Raw genomic sequence first — 24,128 nt, forward strand, 5'->3', positions numbered from 1 at the left:
GCGCCTGCCCAATTACCTGGGTTGGCGGTGGGCACTCGATGGTGGGCGAGTTACTTCTGTAGAGCAATTGCTGCGCATCGCGATCAGCTTCATCCATAGATAACGGTGACATCGCCTTTAAAAACGACCGGTCGTTCGCGCCGCCATCCACTAAACAGCGGCCGGTTCATTCCTGATTGCATCGCATTGCACTGTCTTTGCGTTACAATGTCCGCCAACTCGCGGCTTTACCACTGATGCTGATGAAACCTTATTCGATCCTGGCGCTGGCCCTGGCCGGCATCCCGGGTGTGGCGCTTGCCGCTCCCGACCTTCCACAAATTGGCGATGTCCATGCCCCGCTGGCGGTCGCGATGCCGGCGATTCCCGATGGCGGCTGGTTCACCTCCGCCGAGCTGGGCGCGATCACGACCTCGGGCAATACCAACGGCACCTCGGTCACCGGCAAGATCGACGCCCGTCACGAGACCACGCGCTGGAGCCACGAATTCATCGCCAGCGGCTACTTCAAGGAAGACGAGTACGAGGACGACTTTGGCGAGCGCCAGAAGAGCCGTTCGGCGCAGCGCTGGGCCACCTCGGCCAAGGCCTCGCTCAAGCTCCTGGGCGACGGCCGCCGCGCCTTCGTGCTGGCCTCCCACACCGACGACAAGTTCGGCGCCTACACCCGCTATTCGACGCTCGGCATCGGTTACGGTTCGCGCTGGTACACGGCGCCCGACAAGACGCTCGACGTCGAGATCGGTCCCGGTTATTCGGTCGGCGTACGCGACAACGACGAAGAAGAAAAAGGCATGACGGTGCGTAGCGCGGCCCAGTTCCGCTGGCAGGTCAGCCCGTCCGCCTTCTTCGCCCAGACCGTCAGCGTCGAGAAAGGCACGGGCAACACCCACTCGGTGGCCGAGACCTCGCTCAGCACCAAGATCAACGGCAGCATGCAGATGAAGGCCGGCTTCAGCGTGCGCAACGACAGCAACGTCCCCGACGACAAGAAGAACACCGATACCCAGACTTCGCTGACGATGGTCTATTCGTTCTGACCGCGGTTCCAGCCGAGTTCCAGCGCGGCGGGTTCGCTGCGCTGGAGCGTGAATCCGAGTTTTGCATACAATGCGCGCGCCGCCGCGTTAACGGTCAGCACACGCAAGGCCATGGCGGTCCCCTCCTCCTGCAGCGCATGCAGCACGGTGCGCGCGACGCCACGCCGCCGCGCCGATGCCGCCACCGACAGGTCCACCACCCGCAGCACGCCACCCGATCGGTCCAGCACCACGCGCGCCACCGGCCGCTCCTCCTCCAGCAGCAGCCAGGTCTCGCACAAGGGATAGCGCCGCGCGTAGTCTTCGACCTGCAGCCGGCGCTGGTGCCGCGCGATGCCCTCGATCACACTGCGCGGGACCGGCAGCGCGCCGAGATCGGGACGGGCATCGAGGTAGAGCGCGTCCAGGAAGGCCGCGTCGGCCGGTCCGGGGAGGCGCGCACCGAGGCGGCCGAAGCAGCGCCGGCTCACCTGGCGGCGGCGGACGGCACGAGATCCTTGGCCAGCGCCAGGGCCGCCAGGCTGACCAGGGCGGCGGCGCTCAGGTAATAGCCGACGAACTCGAGCCCGTAGTTGGTCGCCAGCCACAGCGCGATATACGGCGCCACCGAGGCGCCGAGGATGCCGGCGAAGTTGAAGGTCAGCGACGCACCCGTGTAGCGCACCTCGGCCGGGAACAGCTCGGCCAGCAAGGTGCCGAGCGGACCGTAGGTATACCCGACCAGGCACATGCCGAGCACCATGAAGATGGTGACCGCCACCCAGCCGCCGGCGCCGAACAGGGGGCCGTACAGCAGGCCGAACACGGCGATCGCGGCGCTGACCAGCATCATGGCGGTGCGCCGTCCGCGCCTGTCGGCCAACAGTGCCGAGGGCGGAATCGTCAATGCGAAGAACACCACCGCCACCAGTTGCAACACCAGGAATTGCTGGCGCGTGAAGCCCAGTTGCGCCGTGCCCCAGCTCAGGGCGAACACCGTCATCAGGTAGAAGATGACGAAGGTCGACAGCGCAATCAGGGTGCCGAGCACCAGCGCGCGGCGGTGGTCGCGCAGCACGGCCACCACCGGCACCTTGACCCGTGCCTTGCTGTCCAGGACTTTCTGGAAGTCGGGCGTCTCGGTGATCTTCAGGCGGATGTACAGGCCCACCCCGACCAGCAGGGCGCTGGCCAGGAAGGGAATCCGCCAGCCCCAGGCGAAGAAGGCTTCGTCGCTCATCATTTCGCCCAGCAGCAGGAACACGCCGCCCGACAGGAAGAAGCCGATCGGCGCCCCGAGCTGCGGGAACATGCCGTACCAGGCGCGCTTGCCCGGCGGCGCGTTCTCGGTCGCGAGCAGCACCGCCCCGCCCCATTCGCCGCCCAGGCCCAGGCCCTGGCCGAAGCGGCACAGCGCGAGCAGCAAGGGCGCGGCGACGCCGATCTGGGCATAGGTCGGCAGCATGCCGATCAGGATGGTCGAGATGCCCATCGTGAGCAGGGCCGCGACCAGGGTCGCCTTGCGCCCGACGCGGTCGCCGAAGTGGCCGAACAGGGCTGAACCCACCGGCCGCGCGAAAAAGGCGATGGCGAAGGTCGCCAGCGACTGCAGCATGGCGGCGCCGGGGTCGGCCGCCGGGAAGAACAGGCGCGGGAACACCAGCACCGCGGCGGTGGCATAGATATAGAAATCGTAGAACTCGATCGTGGTGCCGATCAGGCTTGCAAACAGGACGGTACGGGGCTTGTTGGCGGACGCCGGTGGATCCAGGACGGCGTCGCTCATGCACCCGCCTGGGCCAGCGCCTCGCGGACGGCGTCGGCGCCGGTCGGGCGCACCACGCGCGCGACCTCATGGCCATCCTTGAGCACGACGACCGTCGGCCACAGCTTGATGCGGAACGAACGGCCCAGCGGGCGGCCCGGACCATCCTCGACCTTGATGTGCTGCGCGGCGGGATAGTCGGCCAGTGCCTGGTCGATCAGCGGCTCGGCGGCGCGGCAATAGCCGCACCAGTTGGCGCCGAAATCGAGGGCGACCAGGCCTGCGGCAGCGTCGATGGCGCTACGTTCAGGCTGGGAGCTTGCATAGGGTGCGGCCATGGGATCTCCTTGTTATTGCTATTCGAATAGCGCAAGCGTACCTCAAATTTGGCCGCATGGCATGCCCGGCGCCGGTCACGCGCCGCCGATGGCGCCCGAGCGTGTGGCAGCTAACGGAAACCGCCGCCCGAGGCTGTCACCCTGTGTCTCACCGTCTCACAAGGAGCACATCATGTCGGATGATTTGAGCAAACGCGGCCAGCAAGATCGTAGCCGCATCAATATGCACGAAGAGCACGAGGTCCGCTACTGGACCGAAGCCCTCGGCGTGACCCGCGAAGAATTGCAGCGCGCCGTCGAACAGGTCGGCGTGAGCGCCAGCGCGGTGCGCGAACACCTGGGCCGCTGAATCCCCCGCAAACCCTCGCATCGATACCGGTTCGATCGCGCGGACCAGCCCTGGGCTGGTCCGCGCTCTCCCCATGCAATCCATTAAAACGGAGTCAACGATGGAAGTACCGAAGCAACAGCAGCAACCGCCCGGGCATGAAGCCGACCTGACCCCGCAAGCCGACCATGGCGAAACCAGCTACCGCGGCTCTGGCCGCCTGCAGGACAAGGCCACCGTGATCACCGGCGGGGACAGCGGCATCGGCCGCGCGGTCGCGCTGGCCTTCGCGCGCGAAGGCGCCGACGTCCTGATTTCTTACCTGGACGAGCACGACGACGCGCAAGAAACCGCGCGCCTGGTCGAGGAAGCGGGCCGCCGCGCCATCCTGGTGCCGGGCGATATCGCCGACCGCGCCCACTGCCGTTCCATCATCGACAAGGCGGTGGCCGAGTTCGGCCGCATCGACGTGCTGGTCAATAACGCCGCATTCCAGATGTCGCACGACTCGCTCGACGAGATCCCGGACGACGAATGGGACTACACCTTCAAGGTGAACATCACCGCCATGTTCCACCTCTGCAAGGCGGCGGTGAAGCATATGGCGCCGGGCTCGTCGATCATCAACACCACTTCCATCAACTCGGATAATCCGAAACCCACCCTGCTGCCTTACGCCACGACCAAGGGCGCGATCGCCAATTTCAGCGCCGGCCTGGCCCAGCTGCTGGCCGGGAAAGGCATCCGCGTCAATTCGGTGGCTCCGGGTCCGATCTGGACGCCGCTGATCCCATCCACCATGCCGCCGGAAGAAGTCGAGAACTTCGGCAGCCAGGTGCCGATGAAGCGCGCCGGCCAGCCAAAGGAAGTGGCGCCGGTATTCGTGATGCTGGCGTCCGATGAAGCAAGCTATATCTCGGGTGCGCGCATTGCCGTCACGGGCGGCACGCCTATCCTTTGAGGCCTGGCGGGTCCGCCGGCATCAGCGGAATTTCATGATCGCCACGTGGCTCTGGTGAATGCTGCGCGTGAACTCGACGTCCCGCATGTCGAAGACTTCCCTCACCGCCTGCACCTCACCCGGGAATTTCTGGTGCGTGAATTCGTCGAAGACGAGGATCGAGCGGCTCGTCAGGCGCGGCTTGATCTTCTCGAGCACGGCCTTGGTCGGCGCGTACACATCCATGTCGAAGATCGCGAGGGCGATCGTGGCGCCGGGATGCTGGTCGAGCCAGGTGTCGACCGACTGGGTGGCGTCGCCCTTGATCAATTCGAACTTGCGCTGATGCTGGAACGCCGAGATCGACTCGTGGTAGCCGAGGATCTCGGCCAGCGTCGTTTCGTAGTTGTCGATGGAAGCATAGTCGCCCACCTTTGCCTCGGCGCCATCCTTCTCGTGCACCGAAGCAAAGCCGGCAAAGGTGTCGAACCCGTAGATGAAGCGCTCGACGTTATAGGGCTCGTACATATTGCGAAGGTTGAGCAGCACCGCCAGGCTGGCCCCCCACTGGACGCCGAACTCGCAGATCACGCCCGGCACGGTGACGATTTCCCGGTACAGGTCGTTCAGGTACAGCACGCGGGCCAGCGCATTGCGCTTCATGATCGCAAGACTGTGGACCGCCCAGTTTTCGCCGCTATCGCCAATTTGCTTGAGGGCCACTTCCTTGAAGCGCCGATCGTTTTCGAGCTGGGCCGGCGTCCTGCTGCCGACCAGCTCTCCCTTCACATTCCTGTCCATCGCGCCTGCTCCCTGTGTCCTCAGTCAGCGGAACAGTTTATCTGCGGCAATAGATACCGACTAGTAGGAGTTACATATTTCCGACAATTGATTACAGCGATGCCTGCGGCGCCGCCAGGTCCACCGTCCAGGTCGGGCCCGGATAGCCTGTGAATGGGCGCAAGCGCCCCCAAGTGGATAGCATGACCATCAGTCCCACGGAGCCACCATGTCGATTTTCCTGCGCAGTCTCTTCGTCGCCGTCGTCCTCGTGCTGGGATATGGCCTGCTGGAACCGTATATCGAACGGGCCCTCTACACCATGCGCCTGGCAGCCATGCCGAAGCCCCTGGCGCTGCCGGTGCCGGTCGAGGACGTGCGCCAGCGCGCGCTGCGCGACACCTGGGGCGGCGCGCGCAGCGAAGGTCGCAAGCACGAGGGCATCGACATCTTCGCCAGGCGCGGCACCCCGGTGCTCTCGAGCACCGAGGGCATCGTCACGAATGTGGGCACCAACCGCCTCGGCGGCCTGGTGGTGTGGGTGCTGGGTCCGGGCGGCCAGCGGCATTACTATGCCCACCTGGACAGCTACTCGGACGTCGAGGCCGGCATGCGCATCGAGGCCGGCCGGGTGCTGGGCTATGTCGGCAACACCGGCAACGCCAAGGGCACGCCGCCGCACCTGCACTACGGCATCTACGACACCGATGGCGCCATCAATCCCTATCCGCTCTTGAAAGCCGATCCGGCCGCGATCACGGCGCCGACGGCACTGGCGGCGGAAGCGGATCGCCCGACGGGGTCGGGACGCCAGTCGGCGGCGCGCTAGGCGCTGCCTCGAACGGTTCGGTCGCCTCCACCGGTGCGGGCAGCACCGGCTCGATCGGTTCCGGCCCGGCCTCGGGAGTGACTTCCAGCGCCTCGTCGATGAAGATTTCCTCGGGTTCTTCCTCGATGTAGCGCGGCGGCGGCGGCGGTGGGCGCCAGCCGGGCAGGGTCGCCTTGGCGTCCAGGCTGCCGGCGTCGAAAGCGCCGCGGAAGAAGTCGCCCACCACCAGCGCCGCATTGTGGCCGCCCTGCCCCCAGTAGCTGCTGCGGATGGTAACGCGGTTGTCGTTGAAGCCCACCCAGGCCCCGGCCACCAGGTTCGGATGCATCATGATGAACCAGCCGTCCTGGTTGTTCTGGCTGGTGCCGGTCTTGGCGGCCAGGTCGCCGCGAATGCCGAAGCGGCTGCGCACGCCGTTGCCGGTGCCGCGGGTCACGACGCCCCGCAGCATGTCGACCAGGGCCTCGGCGGATTCGCGCGACATCGCGCGTTCCGGCTGGCCGGTCCCGAAGTCGGCGATCACATTGCCCTCGCGGTCCTCGATGCGGCTGACGAAGATCGGCTTGTGGTATTCGCCCAGGGCGGCGATGGTCGCATAGCTGCTGACCATCTCCAGCAAGGTGACCGGGCTGGTGCCCAGGGCCAGCGACGGCACGGCTTCCAGGCGGCTCTCGCGGATGCCCAGGCCCTGGGCCAGGCGCACGATCGGCTGCAGGCCGATTTCCTGGCTCACCTGGGCGGTGATCGTGTTCTTGGAAAACACCAGGCCGTCGCGCATCGGCATCGAGCGTCCGCTATTGCCGTCCATATCGGTCGGCTTCCACACGCTGCCGTCGTCGCCGCGGAATTCGAGCACCACGTCGCGGTAGGCCTGGTCGGCCGGTATGCCGCGTTCCAGCGCCGCGCCATAAACGAAAGGCTTGAAGGTCGATCCCGGCTGGCGCGAGGCCTGGGCCACGTGGTCGTACTGGTCGCGCTCGAAGTCGCGGCTGCCGACCCAGGCTTTTACTTGCCCGCTGGCCGGATCGATGGCAACGAAACCCGCTTCCAGGCGCGATTTCGTGCTCTTGAGCTCATTCATGAAGCCGCGCTCGCCCTTCAGGCGCTTGAGCGCCGCAGCAGGCTCTTCGCCGCCCTCGACCGCATTGCGGTAGGCGCCCGTCTCGCGCACGAAGGCGTCCAGCTCGCGCGCATGGGTGATCCAGTAATACGAGAACGGGTCGATGTTGGGCCGCAGCGATGTATAGGTCGCGGTCGCCGTCGAACGCGGCACATTGGGGTTGGCCCATTCGACGTCGGCGATCGCCTGCAGGATGTCGGCCTGGCGCCGCACCGCGCGCTCGGCCGCCGCCTGCAGCTCGGGATCGAGCGTGGTGCGCACCACCAGGCCGTCGAGCTGCAGGTTGTAGTCATTCTCGTCGGCCCAGTCGAGCAGCCACTTGCGCACGTGGTGGGTGAAATGGTTGTCCTTGCCGCTGCGGTCGGGCAGGCGCGCGAAGCGCAGGCGCAGCGGGCGCTTGACGAGGGCGTCGTAGCGCTTGTCGTCGAAGGCGCCGTGCTTGCGCATCTGGCCCAGCACCACATTGCGGCGCGCCAGCGAGCGCTCGGGATTGGCCACTGGGTTGTAATAGTGGGTGCCCTTGAGCATGCCCACCAGCGTGGCCGATTCGAGCACGTCGAGCCTCTGCGCCGGCTTGCCGAAATAGGTGCGCGAGGCCATTTCGATGCCATACGCGTTGTACAGGAAAGGCACCGTGTTCAGGTAGGCTTCCAGGATTTGCGTCTTGCTGTAGGTGTTCTCGATCTTGATCGCGGTGATCAGTTCCTTCATCTTGCGGCTCACGCTGCGCGCGCGGCCGATCTCTTGCGGGAACATATTGCGCGCCAGCTGCTGGGTGATGGTCGAGCCGCCCTGCGGGTCGCCGTTCACGCTGGCCCAGAGCGCGCCGGCCACGCGCTTGAAGTCGACGCCGTGGTGCTGGTAGAAGCGGTGATCCTCGGTCGAGACCAGGGCCTGGACCACGTGCGGCGAAATCTGCGACAGCTTGACCCGCTCCTGCAGGCCCTGCTCGAAGGTGCCCAGCGCCCGCCCGCCGGCGTCCAGGATCACCGAGGGCCGCGAGCGGCTGGCCTGTTCCAGGTCGTCGATGCCGGGCGTGAACGGGATCAGGATCAGGAGCCAGGCCAGGATCGCCATCAGGCCGGCGGCCAGGCTCCACAGCGACAACAGGGCCAGCTTGACCGGCAACGGCCGGCCATGCAGGCGCTGGCCGGCGCCGCTTTTGAGGGCCGCCGCATGGCGCCCGGCCCCGGCCCACAGGCGCCGGGCGGCCAGCGCGATGCGTTGTTGCACGGATGGCGCGGCGCCCGCGGTTTCCGTGTTCTCGTTGTCGTGTTCCTGGTCCACTCGATCTACCTGCCCTGTCAAACAATCAATGTGCGGCAAGTATAGCCGACCGCGCCGCCGGCCACGGCACGACAGGGGATGGGCGTCAGGCGAGGCTGGTGGCCGGCTCGACGCGGCCGGCGCGCAGCAGCGCCTCGACCCGTTCCACCGGCTGCGGGCGGCTGAAGACGTGGCCCTGCACCTCGTCGCAGCCGCAGCCGCGCAGGTAGTCGAGCTGTTCGATCGTCTCCACGCCCTCGGCGATCACCTGCATGCGCAGGCCGTGGGCCAGCGAGATGATGGCGTCGACCAGGGCCGCGCCGTCCGGGTTGCCCACGATGTCCTGCACGAAGGAGCGGTCGATCTTGAGCACGTCCACGGGTAGCCGTTTGAGGTATTGCAGGCTCGAATAGCCGGTGCCGAAGTCGTCGATCGACAGCTTGACGCCCATCCGCTTGAGGCATTCCATGGTGTGGATGGCGGCGTCGGCGTCGGCCATCATCATGCTTTCGGTGAGCTCGATCTCGAGCGAGGACGGCGGCAGGCCGGTCTCGGCCAGCACCCGGGCCACGGTGTCGACCAGGTCGGGCTCGGCGAACTGGCGCGCCGACAGGTTGACCGCGATCCGCAGTGGGCCCAGGCCGGCGCGCTGCCAGCGCCGGTTCTGGCGGCAGGCGGCGAGCAGCACCCAGGCCCCGATGGGGACGATCAAGCCGGTCTCTTCGGCCAGGGCGATGAAACGGTCGGGACGCACGGTGCCCAGCAAGGGATGGCGCCAGCGGATCAGCGCCTCGGTGCCGACCACGCGGCCGGTGGCCAGGTCGACCTGGGGCTGGAAATGCAGCTCGAATTGTTCGTCTTGCAGCGCGTGACGCAGCGCGCTCTCGAGGGCCAGGCGGTCGAAGGCCTGGGCGTTCATGTGCGGCGCGTAGAACTGGACCCCGTTGCGCCCGCCCTGTTTGGCGCGGTACATCGCGATCTCGGCATGCTTGACCAGGGTATCGGCATCGAGGCCGTCGGCCGGGAAAGCGGCCACGCCGGCGCTGCAATTGAGCACCAGGCGCTGGCCGGCGAGCTGGATCGGCTCGGCCACTGCTTCGCGCACCTGCTGGATGCGGGCCGCGGCCTGGCGCTCGTCCGCCACCCCAACGAGCACCAGCACGAAGTCGTCGCCGCCGACCCGGGCCGCGGTGTCGACCGGGCGCAGCGTGCCCTTGATGCGGCCGGCCAGCATGCGCAATGCCTCGTCGCCGGCACGCCGGCCGAGGGTGTCGTTGATGAGCTTGAAGTGGTCGAAATCGAGCAGCACGGTCCATACCGGTACGTTGCCGGCGTTGCCGATGGCGCGCTCGATGCGGTCATTGAGCAGCGCGCGGTTGGCCAGGCCGGTGAGCGTGTCGTAGTGGGCATGGCGTTCGAGTTCGGCCTCGTAGCGCTTGGCGGTCGTGACGTCGTAGATGGTGACCACGAAATGCCCGGCCTGGCCGTCGGCGCCCCGCACCGGCGCAACGTACACGTCGCCGATCAGCTCGGCGCCGTCGCTGGTGTGGAAGGTGACCAGTGCATGGTCCTCGCGCTGCTGGCGCAGCGCCAGGCGCAGGTCGTCCAGCGCCGGCTGGTCGTCGTCCTGGCCGGCGAGCAGCTTGAGCGGCTGGCCGGCCAGTTCGCGCGCCGGATAGCCGAAAGTGCGTTCGCAGGCAGGGTTGGCGTACTCGATCGGATAGCCCGGCTGCCGGGCGTCGACCAGCAGGATCGGATTGGCGCTCGCCTCCATCGCCCGTTCGTAGAGGCGCAGCGAACCCGTGGCCCGTTCGAGCGCCACGGTACGCTGCTCGACCAGGGCTTCGATGCGCCGCGTGCGCGCCACCCGCTGCTGGACCAGGCCGGCCGCGGCGAAGCTGAGGATCAGGCCGAGCACCATCGCGACCATCTCGGCCATGTGATTGCCGATCGCCGGCGGCTGCTCTTGAACCACCACCTGCCACGGGCTGCCGGCGATCTCGAAGGCTTCCACATGGCGCAGGTTCATGCGATCAAGGACGTTTTCCCACCAGCCGACGGGCGCGGCCAGGGTGCCGTGCTGGTAGGCGGTGACGATATTGCCCAGCGCGTCCGGGCCGCGCAGCGATAGCGCGAAGTTGTCGTCGTCGAGCAGGCGCACCGATTCCAGCGTGCCGCCCACCAGCAGGCCGACGTCGATCACCACCTCGGTGGTGCCGACCACCGTCGCCCGCCGCAACGCCGTCTCGAGCGGCCGCATGCCGGGCCGGTAGACCGGCAGGGTGATCAGGACGCCGTGGCGCGCGCCACCGCCCTGCAGGAGGTCGATGATGGGGCTGGCGGCCGGCTCGCCGGTGTCGATCGCGCGCTGGGTATAGACCCGCTGCGGCGCATTCGACCAGGCATCGTAGCCGAAGGTGACCTCGTTGCCGACGATCGGCGCCACGTAGTCGTTGACCAGGTAGCGCTCGCGCACACCGGCCCGCCTCAGCCCGGAGGCGCCGCTGCGTACCCGCTCGCGGATCTCGAAACCCGGCCAGAACGCGCCGCGCTGCGCCTCGAAGGCGGCGCGCCCGGCTTGGCCGACGAAGCGCTGGAACACCAGCGCCTGCAGGTAGCCGTGGCGCGCCACCAGCGGCTGGGCGAAGGAATCGAATTCCGCGCGCGTGATGTCCTCGGAAGCGCGGAAGAACAGGTTGACGGCGCGCGCGGCATCGGTGGCCTCGGCGAAGGCGCGGGTGACGGCGGCCACGCGCACCACGGCGCGCTGGTCGAACTCGGCCTGGGTGCGGTCGAATTCCATCTTGCGCACCGCGCCGCACAGCAGGGAGGTGAGCAGCAGGCCGAGCAGACAAGTGCCCAGCGCGGCCCGGGACAGGCCGCGACCCGGGACACCAGGACTGGCGGATGCATTGCGCATGAATCGATGCTAGCGCAGAACGGCGTTTTCAGGGGGCCCGGGATCTAAAAAAGAATCGCGGCCGGCCCCGCTTTCCGGCCGGTTGCATTATCATCTCGCCCATGCCGCCCGAACCCCATCCAGAACCCCTGCTGCTGCCCGCCGACGCCCCGCCCCAGCGCGTGCTGCGCCAGTTCCGCATCGTCTTCAATGCCGTCAAGACCCATTTCCGCCAGCTCGAGCGCGATTCGGGGCTGGGCGGCGCCCAGGTCTGGGCGCTGTCGGTGATCGACAGCCAGCCCGGGATCGGCGCCACCAGCCTTGGGCGCGCCATGGACATCCACCAGTCGACCGCCAGCAACCTGGTGCGCGGGCTGGTCGAGCGTGGCTACGTGGCCGCGGCGCGCGAAGGATCGGACCGGCGCAGCGTCGCCCTGCGCATCTTGCCCGCCGGCCAGGAAGTGCTGCGCCGTGCACCTGCCCCGCTGGCCGGGGTATTGCCGAATGCGCTGGCGACCCTGGACGAAGCTACCCTGCTGCGCCTGGAACAGGACCTGGCGACGCTGATCGCCCGCCTGGATGCGGACGAAGCGGCGGGCAAGATTCCGTTGAGCCATTCCTGAGCTTCAGACCTCGCCGCGGAATTTCCCCAAGGCCAGATTGACCATCGCCTCGACGCTCCCCTCGTGTTCGTGCACGATGCGCAGCTGCTCGGCGTCGCCCACCGCCTTCGTCACCTGGGCCAGGTAGGCCAGCGCCGCGCCGGAACCGAGCTTTTCGGCATGCGGCGCGATGCGCGCCAGCGTGGCCAGGATGTCGTCGCGCAGCAGGACCGGCCGGTGCTCTTGCGGCAGCACGATATTGCCGTCCAGGCCGAAACGGCAGGCCTGGAAGCGGTTGTAGTTATAGACCAGGTAATCGTCTTCGCGCGGCGGCGCTTCGTTGCCTTCGAGCAGATAGCTGCACAGGGCCTGCAGGTAGGCGGCCAGTGCCGCCGCATGCTCGACCGTCAGCGGCGTGTCGCACACGCGCAGCTCGATGGTGCCGTATTCGGGCTTCGGGCGCAGGTCCCAGTAAAAGTCCTTCATGCTGCGCACGATGCCGGTGTCTTCCATGCGCTTGAAGTAATCGCGTTCGAAATCCTCCCACTTGAGCAGGAACGGCGCCCGGCCCGACAGCGGGAAGGCGAACACCGAATTCAGGCGCGACGAATGGAACTGGGTGTCGCTCCCCTGCAGGAAGGGCGACGAGGCCGACAGGGCGATGAAGTGCGGGATGTAGCGGTTCAGCGCATGCAGCAGGTACAGCGCGTTGTCGCCGCTGCCGCAGCCGATGTGCACATGCTGGCCGAACACGGTGAACTGCTTGGCCAGGTAGCCGTACAAGGCCGAGACTTCGCGAAAGCGCGGCTTTTCGTAGATGCGGCGCTCGGTCCATTGCTGGAACGGGTGGGTGCCGCCGCCGCACACGCCGACATTCAGGCGATCGCCGGCGCGCAGCAGGGTGTCGCGGATCAGGCGCAGCTCGTCCACCAGCGGCGCATAGCCGGTGTGGATGCTGCTGTTGATTTCGATCATGCTCTCGGTGATCTCGGGCGTGACGGCGCCCGGGAACGGCGCGCGCGCCAGCAGGTCGAGCATGTCGGGCGACGCCGGCGCGAGGTCGAAATCCGACAGGCCGACCAGCTGCAGCTCGAGCTCCACGCCCATGGTCAGCGGTTCCGAGCGGGCAAATTCAGGCAGCGGCATCCTGGTCCTCCTTCTTTTCTGCGTTCTTGTATTTGGCCAGGCCCGACTCGCGTGCGCCGCGCAGGGCGATCTGGGTCAGGATCGGCGCCAGCACCTCCAGGATCATGGCCATCGCCGCCAGCGGCGCCAGTGGGGCCAGGGTGTCGAACAGGTCGACGCCCGAGCGCCGGGTCTGCTCGATCAGGATGATGGCGAACACGGTCAGCGGCATGATCGCCACCCCGGTCAGCGCGCCCTTGCGCGCCGAGATGCCCGACACGCGGGCGGTGGCGGTGCACACGGCCACCTTGACCATGGCGCGCACCAGCAGCAGCAGCAGGCCGAGCATCAGGCCCTCGGCGGTCGGCTGCCAGGCGATGGTGGTCGCGACAAAGAAGAACAGCAGCACGGTCAGCAAGTCGCCCAGGGCGCCGAAATTGCGCTGGGCCGGGCTCAGGGTGACGCGGCGGTGGCGGGCCACCAGGCCGAAGGTCAGCGCGGCCAGCACCGGCGACAGTTTCAGCACGTGGGTGATCGCCACCAGCAGGAACACGAAGACCGCGAAGGTCAGGGTCGAATTGGAGCGCGCGTGGCCGGCGATGCGCTGCCACAGCGGCAGCAGGTAGCCCATTGCCGCACCCAGGCCGCTGGAGGCGGCCAGCACCACCAGGCCGGTCCAGCTGGCGTGAACCACGTCGCCCGACGTCTGGAACACGCCGAAGCCGACCGTCACATTGAACACGAACACCGCCAGCACGCAGTTCAGCGCGGTGAGGTGCATGGCGCGCTCGGTCACCTGGCCGCCCCCGCCCTGCTCGTTGACGATGCGCAGCAGGCCGGCCGGCGAGCTGGCCATGGCCAGCGCCGCCAGCAGGCAGGCCGGCAGCACGGCAAGGCCGCAGATGCGCGAGACGTAATACACGGCCGCCCAGGTCAGGCCGGCCTCCAACAGCGAGGTGAGCAGCAGCCAGGGATTGGTGCGCAGCCAGCGCAGGTTGATGCGGTAGCCGAGCTCGAACAATATCAGGCCGAAACCCAGATTGGCCAGCATCATGAAGTTATCGGCCTGGGCCGGCGGCAGGTAGCCGCTCGACAGGTTGCCGAACACGAAGCCGCACAGGCCATAGATGGAAATACGCGGCACGTTGGCCCAGCGGTACAGCAGCTCGCCGGCCATCCAGGCCAGCGTCAGCGCCAGCGGCCAGGCCAGCGCATGCGTGAGTGAAAGCAACTCGCTCATCCAAAATCTCCGGTGGGACGCGCCGATCGGCGGCAGGGAGCCGCACAGGCACAATGGTCCGATTTGGCGCGGGGAGCGCCAGGCGCGGCAGATGTGGGAACGCTACGCCGCGAGGTCGAAAAAAGCCCCCCGACGGATGCGGGGGACGAAAAGAAACGGGTTGAGCCGCCTCATCGCTGATCGGGCATCCGGACGCTGCCGGTCGCCACTCGTCTATACTGCCCGAAAAGTATAATCGTGGCAACCCTATTTGTGCGAATGTACAGACGGGCGATACGCTCCCCTACCCGCCCGCCAGGGTGGGAATCCGTGTTTTCTAGCCTTCCGTACGCACACTGTGCGGCGGAAAATATTAACATGGATGAAACACCGGAGGCACAGCGGACGCACTGCCGGAATGGCTGCAGGCGGGATGGTGGAGCCTTGTCGCGGGCGCCGCGCTGGTGCTCGGGGCTTTTGTTGGCGTGCGTTTCGATGCGCCGCAGCGGCTGGTGGCGGCCGTCATGGCCTTCCGCATGGCGTCCTGATCTCGGCCTGGCACTGCTGCCCGGCCGGCTGGACCAGCCGGCGTCATCGCGCCGTCGCCGCCGGCCCGTCCTGCGTGGCGAGGAAGGCCACGATCTCTCCCGCCTGCTGCTCGCTCATGAAATTCATGAAGCGCATCTTGTTGCCGGGTATGACTGCCTCCGAATCGCGGATGAAGGCGGCCAGGTTCCGTTCATCCCACACCAGCGCCGATTCTTTCAATGCCGGCGAATAGCTGTAACCTGCCGCACTGCCCGCCTTGCGTCCGAGAACGCCATTGAGCTGCGGGCCGAAGATATTGCCGGCGTTCGGCCCGACTTCGTGGCAACCGGCGCAGCGCGCGAACAGCTTGCGCCCGGCCTCGACCCGGGCCGCCGACGGTTCGCCGCCAGCCGACGCTACGGCAGCGTCGCCGGTCCGGCCGCAGCCGCCAAGGGCCAGCAGCATGCCCAGCGCGAGGCCAAGCCTCATTCCCCGGTTGCCCATCTACTTGACCCGCTGCTTCTCGAGCTTGCGCGCCAGGGTGCGCCGGTGCATGCCGAGGCGCCGCGCCGCTTCGGAGATATTGAAATCGGTCTCGGCCAGCACGGCATGGATGCGCTCCCACTCCAGGGTCTTGATCGAGGTCGAGCGGTTGGTGACCTCGACGTCGGCACTGCCCGCCACGTGGCCGAAGGCGGCCTCGATATCGTCGGCATCGGACGGCTTGGCCAGGTATTGGACGGCGCCCAGCTTGATCGCCTCGACCGCGGTGGCGATGCTGGCAAAGCCGGTCAGCACCACGATCAGCATGTCCGGGTCGTGTTCGTGCAGCAGCTGCACGCAGGCCAGGCCCGAGGTATTGCCCTTGAGTTTCAGGTCGACCACGGCGTAGCCTGGGTTATGCTGGGCCAGCACCGCCTGGGCCTCGTCGAGGCTGGCAGCGCCCAGCACGCGGTAGCCGCGCCGCTCGAAGGAGCGGCTCAAGGTGCGCGCGAACGCTTCGTCGTCTTCGATGATGAGCAGCAGCGGCTCAGGATTCTGCATCGTCTGTTTCCTCTTCGAGTTCGATGGCCGCCAGCGGCAGGCGTATGGTCACGGCGGCCCCGCCGTCCTCGTCCTGGCGCCGGTTGCGGGCGGTGACCGTGCCACCAAGCTTGCGCACCACGTTCACTGCCAGGAACAGCCCGAGGCCGCCGCCGGGTTTACCCTTGGTCGAGTGGTATGGTTTGCCGAAATTGGCCAGCATGCTGGGCGCAAATCCGGGGCCGCGGTCGAATACCGTCACCACCAGGGTGCGCTCGTCGATGTGGGCGTCCATATAGACCCAGTCGGGCGAGGCCTCGAGCGCATTGTCGAGCAGGTTGTCGATGGTCTGGCGCAGCGCCGAATCGCTGGCCACCGGCAGGTGCTCGCCGATCCGGTTATTGTAGATGAAGGTGCGCACCGGACGGCTGGCCTCCCAGTCCTCGGCCAGGCGGTCGAGGAAGCGGCCGACCGTGGTGCGCTCGGCAGATTCGCCGCGCGCCTCGCCGGCCGACAGCAGGATGCCGCTGACGATGGCCTTGCAGCGCTTGAGCTGGGTCTGCATCTCGGTCAGCTCTTCGAGCAGTTCCGGGTCGTCGCGCAAGGCGGGCATGCGCTTCCAGTCGCCCAGGATCACCGAGACGGTGGACAGCGGCGTGCCCAGTTCGTGGGCCGCCCCGCTGGCGAGCAAACCCATGCGCACGATATGTTCTTCTTCGGCGGCGCGCTGGCGCAGCGCGGCCAGCTGGGTCGCCTTGTCGCGCACGTTGTCGGAAATGCGCGAGATGAACATCACCAGCAGCGCCGCGTTCAGGGCGAAGCACACCAGCAGCCCCTGCACGTACAGGCTGCCGATGCCGCGCGCATGGTCGAACGGCAGCGCGAGCGGTTGGGCGTAGATGGCCAGACCGGCCATGCAGGCGATCGTGACGACCACGATGATCCAGGTCCACAGCACGTCGAGCAGCACGGCCGAGACGATCACCTGCAGCAGGTACAAGAAGGCGAACGGATTGGTGGTGCCGCCGGACAGGTACAGCAGCACGGTCAGGCTCGAGACGTCGACCAGGATCGCCAGGAACATCTCGCCGTTCGACACCGGCCGCCGTTCGTGCCAGCGCAGGTGGCTGGCGACGTTGAAGGCGATCAGGCAGGCCAGCACCTGCAGCATGTGCACCAGCGGCAGTTCGATGTGAAAGATCAGGATCGCCGAGGCGATGGTGGTGATCTGGCCGATGACGGCGATCCAGCGCAGCTCGATCAGCTGCAGCATATTCTTGTGGCCGGCCGCGAACTCCACGTTCGCGGCGGCGGCGGACGGCGACGAACGCGCCGCCCTGGCGAAGAAATCCAGCGGTGATTGCATTGGGAACCGTTATATCCGGCGGGTCGGCCATGCCGATCCGCGCACCGTCTCAGTCGTCGGACTCGCTGCCGCGCTTCGCCTCGTGACGGGCGATCCACCACACGGCCGCAGCCACCATGAGGGCGAGAGCATACCAAGTGAGCGCATAGACGAGGTGATTATTTGGGAAGGAAATGACGGTCAGGCCGCCGACGGCGGTCTCTGGCGCTTCCTTCGGATCCTGGCCCTTGCCGGCATCGACGAAGAACGGCGCGACCGGCGCGCCATCGAGACCGCGCGCGGCGGCGATGGCGCCCACTTCGCGTGCATACCAGCGGTTGCCCACGGGATCGTTATCGCGCAGGAAACCACTCTTGGGCTCGGCGATGCGCAGCAGGCCAGTGACTTCCACCCGCGCGCCCGGGCTTGCGGCGCAGGCACCGGCGCCGGCCTTGCGGGCGGGATAGCGGGTCGCGATATCGCCGCTGGACGGGATGAAACCGCGGTTGATGAGAACGATGTGGCCCTCGTCCGTGCATAACGGCGTGAGCAGCCAGAAACCGGCGCCAAGTTCGGATAAAGCCTGGACCGGCGTGGTCAATTCGTAGAGATAGTGGCCCGACAGGCGTACGCGCCGGTATTCGTCGGACTCTTTCGAGACGTGCGGCCATTGCGCCACCGCCGGCGGCGCAACGGGATCCGCATGAACGCGTGCGTCGACGCGTTCGATCAGGTCCAGTTTCCATTGCAGGCGAACCACCTGCCAGGTCCCCAGACCGGCGAACAGCACGAACAGCAACAAGGCCGCCACCGCCAGCAGGCGCCGCACGAAGGCGGAGCGCCGAGGCGATTGGGCGAAACCCGCCGGCCCTGCCGGCTGTTCGTGCACTACTGCCATTTAGGTCATGTCGTGGGTGTTGTTCGGACCCATGCCAGGCATCATATTGGTGTTCATGTGATGCATGACCCAGATCGAACCGGCCATCACGATGACCAGGATGACGATGGTCAGGATCAGCGCCATCATGTTCCAGCCGCCTTCCGCCTTCGAGTTCAAGTGCAGGAAGTAAATCATTTGCACGATCAGCTGCACTGCCGCGAAGGCCAGGATGACCCACTTGGTCGTCTCGGGCGCCAGCACATTGCCCATCACCAGCCAGAACGGGATGATGGTCAGGATGGCGGCCAGCGCGAAGCCGACCAGGTAATCCTTCTGGCTGTAGTGCGTCACATGGACGTCGTGGTCATGATGACCGTGGTCGTGGTGGTCGCTCATGGCAGGACTCCCATCAGGTAGACGAAGGTGAAGACGAAGATCCAGATCAGGTCCAGGAAGTGCCAGAACAGCGACAGGCACGACAGGCGACGGAAGTTCTCGGGGGTCAGGCCGTGTTTGCCCAACTGGAAGAACAAGGTCACCAGCCAGATGATGCCGAACGTCACGTGCAGGCCGTGGGTGCCGACCAGTGCAAAGAACGCGGTCAGGAAGCCCGAACGCTGGGGACCGGCGCCCATGTGGATCAGGTGCTGGAACTCATAGATTTCCACGCACAGGAAGGCCAGGCCGAGGATACCGGTCACGGCCAGCCACATGCGGGCCTTGCCCAGGTTCTTGGCTTGCGCCGCGATCATGGCGAAGCCGAAGGTCAGCGACGACACCAGCAGGAACGCGGTGTTGAGCGCGATCAGCGGCAGTTCGAACAGCTCGGCCCCGGTCGGACCGCCCGCATAGGCACGGCCCTGCACCGCATAGGTGGCGAACAGGGACGCGAAGATGAGGCAGTCGCTCATCAGGTAGAGCCAGAAGCCCAGCAGCGTGCCCTGCTCCGGGTGGTGTTCGCGGACGATGTAACGTCCGCTCACGTCGTCGGCGACGCTGCCGCCGGTTACAGATGCGTTAAGTTCAGACATGGCTTTCCAGCATACGGGTACGCGCTTCTTCGGTCCGGGCCACTTCTTCGGCCGGGATGTAGTAGTCACGCTTGTAGTTGAAGGTATGGATGATGATCGCGGCCATCATGGCGACGAATGCCACGATGGTGAACGCCCACATATGCCAGATGATGCCGAAGCCGACCGCGCACGCAAGCGCGGAGATGATGATGCCGGCGCCGGTGTTCTTTGGCATGTGGATCGCCACGAAGTCCTTCAGCGGACGACGGTAGCCGTTCTTCTTCATGTCGGCGAAGGTGTCGTTGTCGTACACCACTGGCGTGAACGCGAAGTTGTAGTCTGGCGGTGGCGACGAGGTCGCCCATTCCAGCGTACGGCCTTCCCATGGATCGCCGGTGAAGTCGCGCAGGCGAGCGGTGTTGCGATCGCGATAGCTGACATAGATCTGCATCAGCAGCGCGCCGATACCGCCGGCGATCATCAGGGTGCCCAGGAACGAGATCTGGAACAGCCACTGCACCGAAGGATCGTCGAAATGGCTCACGCGACGGGTGTAGCCCATGAAGCCCAGGATGTACGGCGGGGTGAACGCGACCCAGAAGCCGATCGACCACAGCCAGAACGAGACCAGGCCCCAGAAACGGTCCAGCTTGTAGCCGAAGGCTTTCGGGAACCAGTAGTTCAGGCCCGCGAAGATACCGAACACGACACCGCCGATGATCACGTTGTGGAAGTGGGCGATCAGGAACAGTGAGTTGTGCAGCACGAAGTCGGCCGCCGGGATGGCCAGCATGACGCCGGTCATGCCGCCGATCACGAAGGTCAGCATGAACGAGATCGTCCACATCATCGGCAGTTCGAAACGGATGCGGCCGCGATACATGGTAAACAGCCAGTTGAAGATCTTGGCGCCGGTCGGGATCGAGATGATCATCGTAGTGATGCCGAAGAACGCATTGACGCTGGCGCCCGAACCCATGGTGAAGAAGTGGTGCAGCCAGACCAGGTACGACAGCACCATGATGACGCAGGTCGCGTATACCATCGAGGTGTACCCGAACAGGCGCTTGCCGCAGAAGGTCGAGACGACCTCGGAGAAGATGCCGAAGGCCGGCAGGATCAGGATGTACACCTCGGGGTGGCCCCAGATCCAGATCAGGTTGACGTACATCATCGGGTTGCCGCCACGGTCGCTCGTGAAGAACGCGGTGTCGAGCAGGCGGTCCATGCCCAGCATGGCCAGCACGGCGGTCAGGATCGGGAAGGTCACCACGATCAGGATGTTGGTGCACAGCGAGGTCCAGGTAAACACTGGCATCTTCATCAGGTCCATGCCCGGAGCGCGCATCTTGATGATGGTGACGATCAGGTTCACGCCAGACAAGGTCGTACCGACACCCGCCACCTGCAAGGACCAGATGTAGTAGTCGACGCCGACGCCGGGACTGGCCAGGATGCCCGACAGCGGCGGATACGCCAGCCAGCCGGTACGGCCGAATTCACCCACGAACAGGGAGGCCATCACGAGCACTGCGCCCATGGCGGTCATCCAGAACGAGAAGTTGTTCAGGAACGGGAAAGCCACGTCGCGCGCGCCGATCTGCAGCGGCACAACGTAGTTCATCAGGCCCGTCACGAACGGCATCGCCACGAAGAAGATCATGATCACGCCGTGGGCGGTGAAGACCTGGTCGTAGTGGTGCGGCGGCAGGAAGCCGGCATTGTCGCCGAAGGCGATCGCCTGCTGTGCGCGCATCATGAGCGCGTCGGCGAAGCCGCGCAGGAACATGATCAGGCCCAGGATCATGTACATGATCCCGATTTTCTTGTGGTCGATACTGGTGATCCAGTCGCGCCACAAGGTGCCCCACACGCGGAAGTAGGAGATCAGGCCGATGAGGGCCAGACCGCCGACGATCACGCCTGCGAAGGTAGCGATCAGAATCGGCTCATGGAACGGGATCGCGTCCCAGCCCAGCCGACCGAAGATGAACTTCGTCAAGTCGAATGATTCTTGCATGATTACTTCATCAAGGTATTAATAGGAGCGACGCACATTTCCAGCGCTTCGGCCAGGAGCGACTTGTCGCCCTGCGTCTGCTGGCGGATGGCCGCTGCCATCTGGTTGCGCTTCATGTCTTCGTGCATCTGCTGGTTCATGCACATCGTGCCTTCTGCGACGCAGCGGTTCAGGATGCGGTTGAACAGCGCGGGCTCGACCTGGCCGTAGTGGCGCACGGCCTCCTTGGCGGTCGGCTTTTCCAGCACCAGGTAGTCGGCGCGGTCGAGCACGGCGGTATTGGCCTTCATTTCCTGCACCCAGGTATTGAACTCTTCGGTGCTCACGCCTTTATAGGCGAACTTCATGTGCGAGAAACCGTCGCCGCTGAAGTTGGCCGACAGGCCTTGATAGTCACCGGTCTTGTTCAGCACCGCGTTCAGTTCCGTCTGCATGCCCGGCATCGTGTAGATCATGCCGGCCAGGGTCGGGATATAGAACGTGTTCATCACGGTCGAGGAAGTCATCTTGAAGCGGATCGGGGTATCGATCGGGGTCACCAGCTGGTTGACCGAGGCGATGCCCTGCTCTGGATAGATGAACAGCCATTTCCAGTCCAGCGAGACGACCTGCACTTCAAGTGGCTTGGTCGAGGCCGGGATCGGACGGTGTTCGTCCAGGCGTTCGAGCGGACGGTAAGGGTCCAGCTTGTGGGTGCTGACCCAGGTGATCAGGCCCAGGACGATGATGATCAGGAGCGGCGCGCCCCAGATGATGAGCTCGAGCTTGGTCGAGTGGTCCCAATCGGGTTCGTACTTCGCGTTGGCGTTCTTGCGATATCGCCAGGCGAACAGGACAGTCAGGATCATCACCGGAACGATGATCAACAACATCAGCGCAACCGAAACGATGATCAGATCGGCCTGCTGCTTCGCAATATCGCCGGTAGGATTCATCACGACCGCATTGCAGCCGGCCAGCGCTGCAAGTGGAAGTAATGGGAGTCCGCGGCGGACAATTTTAGGAATCATGCTAGGTATCTAACGTTACATGGAAGGAGAACATGCTACTGTAATGCCAACGGTCGCCAAAGAACATTGGACACATTGTCCCACCTTTGCCGAGGTGTAATTTCGGGGTGCAATTTTACTAACATCGGCGGCCGTCGACTCATCTGGAGAACACAATATGCAAAGCACGACGACGTCCGGCGGCGCAGGGGCCGCTCCAATCACACACCCCAGCAGTGGGGCTCGCAACATCAATGCCCGGGACGAACATGTCAGTCCCGGCGACATCGCCGTGGGGGTGGTCGTCGGCCGTTCGGCGGAATACTTCGAATTCTTCACGTACGCCATCGCATCGGCCCTCGTCTTCCCCGCCATTTTTTTCCCGTGGGCAGACCGGCTCGACGCCACCCTGTATTCGTTTGCCATCTTCGCCCTCGCCTTCGTGGCACGACCGATCGGCACGGTCGTGTTCATGGCAATCCAGAAGCGCTGGAGCCGCGACATGAAGCTCGGCATCTCGCTGCTCATGATGGGTACCAGCACCGTCGTCATCGCCATGCTCCCAAGTTACAGCGAGATCGGCGCCACCGCCATCATCCTGCTGGCGGCCTTGCGTATCGCCCAGGGTTTCGCCCAGGGTGGCTCGTGGGACGGACTGCCTTCGCTGCTCGCCCTTAGCGCACCCGAGAACAAGCGCGGATGGTACGCCATGCTGGGACAATTGAGCGCACCGCTTGGTTTCGTCATCGCGGCCGGCATCTTCGCCTACATGCTCACCTACCTGTCAGAAGAGGAACTGCTGACCTGGGGCTGGCGCTTCCCGTTCTTCGTCGCGTTTGCCATCAACGTGGTCGGCACCTTCGCCCGCCTGCGCCTGGCCAGTACGCCTGAATACGCCCGCCTGCTCGACTCGCACCACCTCGATCCGGCCCCGGTCGGCGAACTGGTGAGCAAACAGGGCAGCAATATCGCCATTGGCGCCATGGCAGCCCTGGCCAGCTACGCCCTGTTCCACCTGGTGACCGTGTTCCCGCTGTCGTGGATCCAGCTCTATGACACCCGCCCAATGGATGAGTTCCTGCATGTCCAGATGTGGGGCGCCGGCCTCGCGGCACTGGCCATGCTGGCCTCGGGCATCGTGGCCGACAAGCTGGGCCGCCGCACTACACTGGGCACGGCCGCGGCGCTGATCGCCCTGTACTCGGCGTCGATCCCGTTCCTGATCAATAGCGGCACCATGGGCCAGAACGCCTTCATCCTGATCGGCTTCACCCTGCTGGGCTTCTCGTACGGCCAGGCCGCGGGCGCTACGACCTCGAACTTCCAGAAGGGCTTCCGCTACACTGGCGCGGCGCTGACGTCCGACCTGGCCTGGCTGGTCGGTGCAGCCTTCGCCCCGCTGGTCGCGCTCGGCCTGTCGGCGCACTTCGGCCTGGGCTATGTCAGCCTCTACCTGCTGTCAGGCGCCGTGGTCTCGCTGGCAGCGCTGAGCCTGAACCGCAAGCTGGAGATTCGCGACTGACGCCTGTCGCTGGATGTAAGAAAATGACAACGGCCCTGCGGGGCCGTTGTCATTTATATAGGGCCATTTTTAAGTGTCAATCCCGCGCCGTACGCCATTGCTGCGGATTGGCCGGCTGCTCGTGCTGATGCCCGCAGTTGGTAATCCTCTGCTTGCCGTGCTTTTCGATCATGTCGATGCTGGTGGCGGGCGAGCGCTCGGTGACACAATAGATGCCGAGCGCGGTCAGCACGCGGAAACGGCGCGCGCCGTCGCCACCGTCGTTGACCAGTTCGACGATCTTGGGCGCCTCGTACCAGCGGTTCGGCGCCAGCGCCGCGGCTTCGCGGAACTTGCTCGCCATGCGAATCTGCGGGCTGTCAGGCGGCGCGACGATGGTTGGCTTGCTTTCCTTGCGCAGCGCCCGGTCGGCGGCGCCGGCGTCCAACCTGGCCTGATCGATCATCTGGCGCGCGCTGCCCGGGACCGGCGTGGCAGGCGACGGCTGCGCATCCTCCAGGTCGGCCGCGGGAGAGGAAGCGACCGCCGGCGGGGCAACCACGGATTCGCGATCGGTCCGCATCGCTTTTCCTGGCGCT

23 protein-coding genes are annotated in these 24,128 nt (G+C 65.8%); 6 read left to right on the top strand and 17 right to left on the bottom strand.

Annotation, left to right across the window (positions count from 1 at the left end):
• The first annotated feature begins 236 nt into the window (after positions 1-236).
• On the top strand, positions 237-1,040 hold the full coding sequence (locus E8M83_RS13605; RefSeq protein WP_137173884.1) for a YdiY family protein: 804 nt from the start codon (positions 237-239) through the stop codon (positions 1,038-1,040).
• On the opposite strand, the gene E8M83_RS13610 is transcribed toward E8M83_RS13605, so the two are convergent.
• From E8M83_RS13610 to E8M83_RS13620, 3 genes are read right to left on the bottom strand one after another with little or no spacing between them, the layout of a single operon-like run.
• A complete protein-coding gene (locus E8M83_RS13610) occupies positions 1,028-1,510 on the bottom strand; it encodes a GNAT family N-acetyltransferase (RefSeq protein WP_170976802.1) in 483 nt (160 codons plus the stop codon). The two genes, E8M83_RS13605 and E8M83_RS13610, sit on opposite strands and share 13 nt — an antisense overlap.
• Positions 1,507-2,805 (bottom strand): MFS transporter, encoded by a 1,299-nt coding sequence (locus E8M83_RS13615; protein WP_137173886.1) that lies wholly within the window; start codon positions 2,803-2,805, stop codon positions 1,507-1,509. Before E8M83_RS13615 ends, E8M83_RS13610 begins: the two co-directional genes overlap by 4 nt.
• Entirely contained in the window at positions 2,802-3,122 is a 321-nt protein-coding gene (locus E8M83_RS13620; RefSeq protein WP_137173887.1) for a thioredoxin family protein, read from the bottom strand. The genes E8M83_RS13615 and E8M83_RS13620 overlap by 4 nt, the downstream gene beginning before the upstream one ends.
• A 172-nt stretch (positions 3,123-3,294) precedes the next feature.
• Between E8M83_RS13620 and E8M83_RS13625 the strand changes: the two genes are divergently transcribed.
• Both E8M83_RS13625 and E8M83_RS13630 read left to right on the top strand, forming a co-directional pair.
• Positions 3,295-3,471, top strand: a complete 177-nt coding sequence (locus E8M83_RS13625; protein WP_137173888.1) for a DUF3606 domain-containing protein — start codon at positions 3,295-3,297, stop codon at positions 3,469-3,471.
• A gap of 100 nt (positions 3,472-3,571) precedes the next feature.
• Positions 3,572-4,411, top strand: coding sequence for a glucose 1-dehydrogenase (locus E8M83_RS13630; RefSeq protein ID WP_137173889.1), 840 nt, complete (start codon positions 3,572-3,574; stop codon positions 4,409-4,411).
• Positions 4,412-4,432: 21 nt separating this feature from the next.
• Here E8M83_RS13630 and E8M83_RS13635 read toward each other — a convergent pair whose 3' ends face one another.
• The gene (locus E8M83_RS13635) at positions 4,433-5,191 is read right to left on the bottom strand and encodes a class I SAM-dependent methyltransferase (RefSeq protein WP_137173890.1); all 759 of its coding nucleotides are present in this window, start codon (positions 5,189-5,191) and stop codon (positions 4,433-4,435) included.
• Between the two features lie 208 nt (positions 5,192-5,399).
• Between E8M83_RS13635 and E8M83_RS13640 the strand changes: the two genes are divergently transcribed.
• A complete protein-coding gene (locus E8M83_RS13640) occupies positions 5,400-5,999 on the top strand; it encodes a M23 family metallopeptidase (protein WP_137173891.1) in 600 nt (199 codons plus the stop codon).
• Here E8M83_RS13640 and E8M83_RS13645 read toward each other — a convergent pair.
• Both E8M83_RS13645 and E8M83_RS13650 read right to left on the bottom strand, forming a co-directional pair.
• Entirely contained in the window at positions 5,926-8,406 is a 2,481-nt protein-coding gene (locus E8M83_RS13645) for a penicillin-binding protein 1A (RefSeq protein WP_137173892.1), read from the bottom strand. The genes E8M83_RS13640 and E8M83_RS13645 overlap by 74 nt on opposite strands.
• 85 nt (positions 8,407-8,491) lie before the next feature.
• Positions 8,492-11,305, bottom strand: a complete 2,814-nt coding sequence (locus E8M83_RS13650; RefSeq protein WP_137173893.1) for an EAL domain-containing protein — start codon at positions 11,303-11,305, stop codon at positions 8,492-8,494.
• Between the two features lie 101 nt (positions 11,306-11,406).
• On the opposite strand from E8M83_RS13650, the gene E8M83_RS13655 reads away from it, so the two are divergent.
• Positions 11,407-11,907, top strand: a complete 501-nt coding sequence (locus E8M83_RS13655) for a MarR family winged helix-turn-helix transcriptional regulator (protein ID WP_137173894.1) — start codon at positions 11,407-11,409, stop codon at positions 11,905-11,907.
• A 3-nt stretch (positions 11,908-11,910) separates the two neighbouring features.
• Here the strand turns inward: E8M83_RS13655 and E8M83_RS13660 are convergent, their stop codons facing one another.
• The 10 genes from E8M83_RS13660 to cyoA all read right to left on the bottom strand — a co-directional run bounded on the left by E8M83_RS13660 (position 11,911) and on the right by cyoA (position 22,049).
• The gene (locus tag E8M83_RS13660) at positions 11,911-13,032 is read right to left on the bottom strand and encodes a YbdK family carboxylate-amine ligase (RefSeq protein WP_137173895.1); all 1,122 of its coding nucleotides are present in this window, start codon (positions 13,030-13,032) and stop codon (positions 11,911-11,913) included.
• Complete coding sequence (locus E8M83_RS13665) at positions 13,019-14,251, bottom strand: cation:proton antiporter (protein ID WP_137173896.1); 1,233 nt, start codon at positions 14,249-14,251, stop codon at positions 13,019-13,021. Before E8M83_RS13665 ends, E8M83_RS13660 begins: the two co-directional genes overlap by 14 nt.
• Positions 14,252-14,821: 570 nt before the next feature.
• The gene (locus E8M83_RS13675) at positions 14,822-15,247 is read right to left on the bottom strand and encodes a cytochrome c family protein (protein ID WP_137173897.1); all 426 of its coding nucleotides are present in this window, start codon (positions 15,245-15,247) and stop codon (positions 14,822-14,824) included.
• A 15-nt stretch (positions 15,248-15,262) separates the two neighbouring features.
• The gene (locus E8M83_RS13680; RefSeq protein WP_137173898.1) at positions 15,263-15,802 is read right to left on the bottom strand and encodes a response regulator transcription factor; all 540 of its coding nucleotides are present in this window, start codon (positions 15,800-15,802) and stop codon (positions 15,263-15,265) included.
• Complete coding sequence (locus tag E8M83_RS13685; RefSeq protein ID WP_137173899.1) at positions 15,789-17,147, bottom strand: ATP-binding protein; 1,359 nt, start codon at positions 17,145-17,147, stop codon at positions 15,789-15,791. The genes E8M83_RS13680 and E8M83_RS13685 overlap by 14 nt, the downstream gene beginning before the upstream one ends.
• Before the next feature lie 49 nt (positions 17,148-17,196).
• Positions 17,197-18,024 (bottom strand): SURF1 family protein, encoded by an 828-nt coding sequence (locus tag E8M83_RS13690; protein WP_137173900.1) that lies wholly within the window; start codon positions 18,022-18,024, stop codon positions 17,197-17,199.
• Complete coding sequence (gene cyoD, locus E8M83_RS13695) at positions 18,025-18,402, bottom strand: cytochrome o ubiquinol oxidase subunit IV (RefSeq protein ID WP_137173901.1); 378 nt, start codon at positions 18,400-18,402, stop codon at positions 18,025-18,027. It abuts the gene before it with no gap.
• Positions 18,399-19,037, bottom strand: a complete 639-nt coding sequence (cyoC, locus tag E8M83_RS13700; protein ID WP_137173902.1) for a cytochrome o ubiquinol oxidase subunit III — start codon at positions 19,035-19,037, stop codon at positions 18,399-18,401. The genes cyoD and cyoC overlap by 4 nt, the downstream gene beginning before the upstream one ends.
• The gene (gene cyoB, locus E8M83_RS13705) at positions 19,030-21,039 is read right to left on the bottom strand and encodes a cytochrome o ubiquinol oxidase subunit I (protein ID WP_137173903.1); all 2,010 of its coding nucleotides are present in this window, start codon (positions 21,037-21,039) and stop codon (positions 19,030-19,032) included. The genes cyoC and cyoB overlap by 8 nt, the downstream gene beginning before the upstream one ends.
• Before the next feature lie 2 nt (positions 21,040-21,041).
• Positions 21,042-22,049 carry a ubiquinol oxidase subunit II gene (gene cyoA / locus E8M83_RS13710; protein WP_137173904.1) on the bottom strand — a complete coding sequence of 336 codons (1,008 nt, stop codon included), beginning with the start codon at positions 22,047-22,049 and terminating at the stop codon, positions 21,042-21,044.
• A 157-nt stretch (positions 22,050-22,206) separates the two neighbouring features.
• On the opposite strand from cyoA, the gene E8M83_RS13715 reads away from it, so the two are divergent.
• Entirely contained in the window at positions 22,207-23,550 is a 1,344-nt protein-coding gene (locus E8M83_RS13715) for an MFS transporter (protein ID WP_137173905.1), read from the top strand.
• 76 nt (positions 23,551-23,626) lie between these two features.
• On the opposite strand, the gene E8M83_RS13720 is transcribed toward E8M83_RS13715, so the two are convergent.
• On the bottom strand, positions 23,627-24,112 hold the full coding sequence (locus tag E8M83_RS13720; protein ID WP_137173906.1) for a hypothetical protein: 486 nt from the start codon (positions 24,110-24,112) through the stop codon (positions 23,627-23,629).
• Positions 24,113-24,128 lie beyond the last annotated feature (16 nt).

It is taken from the genome of Massilia sp. HP4 (genome assembly GCF_005222695.1).
Lineage (GTDB): Bacteria > Pseudomonadota > Gammaproteobacteria > Burkholderiales > Burkholderiaceae_D > Telluria.

Bases quoted from the DNA above. Each gene is read 5' to 3' on its own strand.
- E8M83_RS13690 (WP_137173900.1), bottom strand. From the start codon at position 18,024: ATGGCAGTAGTGCACGAACAGCCGGCAGGGCCGGCGGGTTTCGCCCAA.
- E8M83_RS13630 (WP_137173889.1), top strand. From the start codon at position 3,572: ATGGAAGTACCGAAGCAACAGCAGCAACCGCCCGGGCATGAAGCCGAC.
- E8M83_RS13635 (WP_137173890.1), bottom strand. From the start codon at position 5,191: ATGGACAGGAATGTGAAGGGAGAGCTGGTCGGCAGCAGGACGCCGGCC.
- E8M83_RS13605 (WP_137173884.1), top strand. From the start codon at position 237: ATGCTGATGAAACCTTATTCGATCCTGGCGCTGGCCCTGGCCGGCATC.
- E8M83_RS13620 (WP_137173887.1), bottom strand. From the start codon at position 3,122: ATGGCCGCACCCTATGCAAGCTCCCAGCCTGAACGTAGCGCCATCGAC.
- E8M83_RS13720 (WP_137173906.1), bottom strand. From the start codon at position 24,112: ATGCGGACCGATCGCGAATCCGTGGTTGCCCCGCCGGCGGTCGCTTCC.
- E8M83_RS13685 (WP_137173899.1), bottom strand. From the start codon at position 17,147: ATGCAATCACCGCTGGATTTCTTCGCCAGGGCGGCGCGTTCGTCGCCG.
- E8M83_RS13615 (WP_137173886.1), bottom strand. From the start codon at position 2,805: ATGAGCGACGCCGTCCTGGATCCACCGGCGTCCGCCAACAAGCCCCGT.
- cyoA (WP_137173904.1), bottom strand. From the start codon at position 22,049: ATGATTCCTAAAATTGTCCGCCGCGGACTCCCATTACTTCCACTTGCA.
- E8M83_RS13715 (WP_137173905.1), top strand. From the start codon at position 22,207: ATGCAAAGCACGACGACGTCCGGCGGCGCAGGGGCCGCTCCAATCACA.
- E8M83_RS13650 (WP_137173893.1), bottom strand. From the start codon at position 11,305: ATGCGCAATGCATCCGCCAGTCCTGGTGTCCCGGGTCGCGGCCTGTCC.
- E8M83_RS13675 (WP_137173897.1), bottom strand. From the start codon at position 15,247: ATGAGGCTTGGCCTCGCGCTGGGCATGCTGCTGGCCCTTGGCGGCTGC.
- cyoC (WP_137173902.1), bottom strand. From the start codon at position 19,037: ATGTCTGAACTTAACGCATCTGTAACCGGCGGCAGCGTCGCCGACGAC.
- cyoD (WP_137173901.1), bottom strand. From the start codon at position 18,402: ATGAGCGACCACCACGACCACGGTCATCATGACCACGACGTCCATGTG.
- E8M83_RS13660 (WP_137173895.1), bottom strand. From the start codon at position 13,032: ATGCCGCTGCCTGAATTTGCCCGCTCGGAACCGCTGACCATGGGCGTG.
- E8M83_RS13665 (WP_137173896.1), bottom strand. From the start codon at position 14,251: ATGAGCGAGTTGCTTTCACTCACGCATGCGCTGGCCTGGCCGCTGGCG.
- E8M83_RS13625 (WP_137173888.1), top strand. From the start codon at position 3,295: ATGTCGGATGATTTGAGCAAACGCGGCCAGCAAGATCGTAGCCGCATC.
- E8M83_RS13680 (WP_137173898.1), bottom strand. From the start codon at position 15,802: ATGCAGAATCCTGAGCCGCTGCTGCTCATCATCGAAGACGACGAAGCG.
- cyoB (WP_137173903.1), bottom strand. From the start codon at position 21,039: ATGCAAGAATCATTCGACTTGACGAAGTTCATCTTCGGTCGGCTGGGC.
- E8M83_RS13640 (WP_137173891.1), top strand. From the start codon at position 5,400: ATGTCGATTTTCCTGCGCAGTCTCTTCGTCGCCGTCGTCCTCGTGCTG.
- E8M83_RS13655 (WP_137173894.1), top strand. From the start codon at position 11,407: ATGCCGCCCGAACCCCATCCAGAACCCCTGCTGCTGCCCGCCGACGCC.